This is a genomic window from Saliniramus sp. (assembly GCF_035311605.1).
GTDB lineage: Bacteria > Pseudomonadota > Alphaproteobacteria > Rhizobiales > Beijerinckiaceae > Saliniramus.
The window spans coordinates 1-4,028 of the sequence record NZ_DATGCW010000165.1 but is presented as its reverse complement, the minus strand read 5'-3'; the positions used below and the strand labels follow the sequence as shown (position 1 = coordinate 4,028).

Below are 4,028 nucleotides of genomic sequence, written 5' to 3'. Positions count from 1 at the left end.
GGGTTAAAGCGGTTTGCCGCGCACGTCACCACCAATGGCCCGCCGCCTGTGCGGCGTGCTCGGTCTGGGGCGGCTGGCGGGCCTCGTCGAGCGCTTCCAGCAAGCGTCTGACATCCTGCTCGAAACCGGTGCGCGTCTGCTGGCGGGGGCGAGCGAGGGTGATCGGCAATTCGTCATGGATGCGCCCGGGGCGCGCGCGCATGACGAAGGCGCGGTCGGCCAGCGTCACGGCCTCTGAAACGTCATGGGTGACCATCAGCACGATCGGGCGCACATCCTCCCACAGATCGAGAAGGGCCCCGTGCAGGCTCGCGCGGGTGAAGGCATCCAGCGCGGAGAACGGCTCGTCGAGCAGGAGCAGCTTGGGGCGCGTCACCAGCGCGCGGGCGATGGCGACGCGCTGTTGCTGGCCGCCGGAGAGATCGCGCGGCCAGCGCCCGGCATGGTCCGACAGGCCGATCCGCTCCAGCGCATGCATGATGCGCGCATCGCGCTCGGCACGCGGCAGATGGTCGATGCCGAAGCCGACATTGTCGGTGACGCTGAGCCAGGGCAGGAGGCGTGGCTCCTGAAAGACCACGGCGACGGCGGGATGCGGGCCGCTGATCATCTCGCCATCCAGGCTGATCGTCCCGCCCGTGGCGTGGTCGAGGCCCGCGGCAAGGCGCAGGAGCGTGGTCTTGCCGCAGCCGGAGCCGCCGATCAGCGCGGCGATCTCGCCGGTGCGGATCTCCAGATTGATGTCGGACAGGGCCCTCGTCCCGTCCGCATAGGTCTTGCCGAGATGCGAAAGCGTGAGCATTACAGGCGCTCCCTGACGGTATCCTGCCAGCGGATGAGCGGACTGGTGAGGCTGACGAGCAACCAGTCGGCGGCCTTGCCGAGCAGGGCGAAGGCGATGATGGCGGCGACGATCTGGTCTGTCATGCCCATCTGCTGGCCGTCGACGAGCAGATAGCCGAGCCCCTCCGAGGCACCCATGAACTCGGCGGCAACCACGAACATGAAACCGAGGCCGAGCCCGGAGCGCAGGGCGGTAAGCGTCTCCGGCAGGATCGCCGGCAGCAGGATGCGCCGGGCCATCGCCAGACGCGAGAGCCGGAACGCCCGGCCGACCTCGACGAGCTTGCGATCAACGGAAAGAATGCCCTGCGCCACGCCGAGATAGACGGGGAAGAACACACCCACGGCGATCAGCACGATTTTCGAGGTTTCGAAGATCCCGAACCAAAGTATGAAAAGCGGGACCCAGGCGATCGAGGGCACCGAGCGCAAGGCCTGCAGCGTCGGATCGAGCAGATTGCGCAGCAGCCCGCTTGCTCCCGAGAGCGCGCCGAGAATGATGCCGGCGACAGCACCCAGCGCGAAACCGACCAGAACCCGCCAGAGCGTCGCCCAGACATGCCGCCAGAGATCACCATAGACGGTAAGCTCGTGGAGAGCGCTCGCGATTCGGCTCGGCGGCGGCATCAGCCGTCCCTCGGCGAGGCCAAAGCTGACCGCAGCTTCCCAGCCGATGGCGAGCCCGAGTGGCAGGATCAAGGCGAGGGTGAGCTCATCACCGAACCAGCGCCTGCGCGAATGCATGCGGGATCCGGCTGCATTCGGCGCCAAAACCGTTGCGGCAGGCTGTTGTGAGCCTGCCGGCGGCGTGGTTTCGTCATGGATTTCTGCTGCCTGCGGCAGGGCCATGCTCGTCTCCTCGCGTTTCGTCGCGCCATGCACGCTTCAGTTACTGTGTCGAATCTGGGTTGAAGCGCGTCTCGATCAGTGCGTCGAGATGCGTCTCGACTTCGACATTGCGGCGGATCACGCCCGCTTCCTGAAGGGCAAGGCCGGCCTGCAGAATGGTGTCGCGCTGGGCTTCGCCGATGCCGGAATGGGTCAGATCGGTACGCTCGAACTGGCGCGCGACGACATCCTCCGGCAGACGGGTGAAATCGCGAAACAGTGCCTGGATCGCTTCCGGGTCGGCCAGCGCTTCCTCACGGGCGCGCTCATAGGCGGCGATGACGCGCTCGACCAGTTCCGGATGCTCCTCGGCAAAGGCCGTGCGCACGTTGAGAATGCCCCAGCTATTGGCATCGGCATCGCGGTAGAACAGGCGCGCGCCGCTTTCCAGCTCGGAAGCCGCCATCATCGGATCGAGCCCGGCCCAGGCCTGCACGTCGCCGCGCTCCAATGCGAGGCGGCCATCGGCATGCTGCAGCAGCACGAGACGCACGTCGCGCTCGTTCAGACCGGCTGAGGCCAGTGCGCGCACCAGGAAGATATGCGGATCGGTGCCGCGCGTCACCGCAACGGTCTTGCCGGCGAGATCCGCAACGCTTTGGATATCACTGTCGGCCTGGGTGACGAGCGCGGTCCATTCCGGCTGGGAATAGACGTAGATCGCGTTGATCGGATTACCGTTGATGCGCCCGATCAGGGATGCGGCGCCGGCGGTCGAACCGAAATCGAGGGAGCCGGCATTGAGGAATTCGAGGGCCCGGTTGGAGCCGTGAGACTGCACCCAGCGCACGTCGATCCCGTCTTCCGCCAACGCTTCCTCGAGATAGCCGCGCTCCTTCAGGAGCAGGCTCACCGGGTTATAGGTGGCGTAATCGACGCGGATCTCGTCGGGAGTCTGGGCAGAGACGTTCGTCATGCCGAACGCTGCCAGGGTGACAAAGCTTGCGAGGACCTTTTTGAATCGCGTGAAACGGCGCATGGCTTGCCCTTTCGCCTTAAGTTTGTGATGAAGTCTGACCGTATGCGTGTTTAATCGACAAAAAGCCCACGCGGAGATTGTTGTGCGGCTGGATCAATCCGTTCGTTTTGTAGAACGATGTCGTTTAATTTGTCAATCATGGTTGCTTTAAAAAATAAAATACAAAAAATTATGTTAAATTTACCGGCGCCCTGGGGAAGAGGCCACCCTTTCATGCGGGAGAGGGGGGTGGCCCGCCTCGATCGCACCGCCTGACCCCTGATGCGCGGCCTGCGCATATCCCTCTCAGTGGCTTCACACGCTTGCGCCGCGCTTGCATATCGGGTCTGATCCGCCGTCGTCTTCACAATGCGAGTTCGCCATGTTCAAGGGTCTGAGTGCCTTTCCGCTGACGCCGCTGGATGTGCAGGGGATCGACGAAGCAGCCTTCATCGGGCTGGTTCAGCGCCTTGTCGCTGCGGGGGTCGATTCGATCGGCGCGCTCGGTTCGACCGGCAGCTACCCCTATCTCGATCGGGCCGAACGCCGGCGCGCTGCGGCGCTGGCGGTGGAGCATGCGGCGGGGATCCCGGTCATGCTGGGCATCGGTGCCCTGCGCCAGCGGGACGTGTTGTACCATGCGCAGGACGCGCAGGCGGCGGGAGTCTCCGGGCTTCTGCTGGCGCCGGTCTCCTATCAGCCGCTGCGGCCCGACGAGGTCTACGGCTTGTTCGAGGCCGTGGCCAGAAACGCATCCGTGCCGATCTGCGTCTACGACAATCCGCGCACCACGCATTTCGATTTTGACGATGATCTCTATGCAGCGCTCGCTGCGCTGCCGCAGATCGGCTCGATCAAGATACCGGGCGTGCCTGCGGAGCCGGAAGCCGCGCGCGCGCATGTGACAAGGCTGCGCGGCCTCGTTCCGGCGCGGGTCACGATCGGGGTCAGCGGCGATGCCTTCGCCGCGACTGGCCTGAATGCGGGATGTGATGCGTGGTATTCGGTCATTGGCGGTCTCTTCCCGCAGGCTGCGCTCGCCCTGACCCGCGCTGCTCAGGCTGGTGATGCGGCGCGGACGATGGAGCTGTCACACGCGCTCGCCCCGTTCTGGGATGCCTTCGCGCGCAATGGCGGGGGGCTGCGGGTGATCGCGACTGCCGCCACGCTGATGGGTCTCACCAAGCCAGACAGCCTGCCTGCGCCCCTGCGCGAGATCACGGGAGCCGAACGTGAACGCATTGCGAAGATCATCGCAGCCTGCGATCCGCGATGACACCGCGCGTTCGCGAGAACGGGGTCAGCGCTGCGCCATCCGCTCCATCGCCTTGGCGAGCTC

At 65.3% G+C, this 4,028-nt stretch carries 4 protein-coding genes; 1 reads left to right on the top strand and 3 read right to left on the bottom strand.

The window, feature by feature from the left end; translation table 11 throughout:
- Positions 1–25 precede the first annotated feature (25 nt).
- From VKP01_RS07835 to VKP01_RS07825, 3 genes are all read right to left on the bottom strand, one after another.
- Positions 26–802 carry an ABC transporter ATP-binding protein gene (locus tag VKP01_RS07835; protein WP_324411597.1) on the bottom strand — a complete coding sequence of 259 codons (777 nt, stop codon included), beginning with the start codon at positions 800–802 and terminating at the stop codon, positions 26–28.
- Positions 802–1,587 (bottom strand): ABC transporter permease, encoded by a 786-nt coding sequence (locus VKP01_RS07830; RefSeq protein WP_324411596.1) that lies wholly within the window; start codon positions 1,585–1,587, stop codon positions 802–804. The genes VKP01_RS07835 and VKP01_RS07830 overlap by 1 nt, the downstream gene beginning before the upstream one ends.
- Before the next feature lie 145 nt (positions 1,588–1,732).
- Complete coding sequence (locus tag VKP01_RS07825) at positions 1,733–2,647, bottom strand: aliphatic sulfonate ABC transporter substrate-binding protein (RefSeq protein ID WP_324411595.1); 915 nt, start codon at positions 2,645–2,647, stop codon at positions 1,733–1,735.
- Positions 2,648–3,071: 424 nt separating this feature from the next.
- Here VKP01_RS07825 and VKP01_RS07820 point away from each other — a divergent pair, with 424 nt between their 5' ends.
- On the top strand, positions 3,072–3,965 hold the full coding sequence (locus VKP01_RS07820) for a dihydrodipicolinate synthase family protein (RefSeq protein ID WP_324411594.1): 894 nt from the start codon (positions 3,072–3,074) through the stop codon (positions 3,963–3,965).
- Positions 3,966–4,028: the final 63 nt, after the last annotated feature.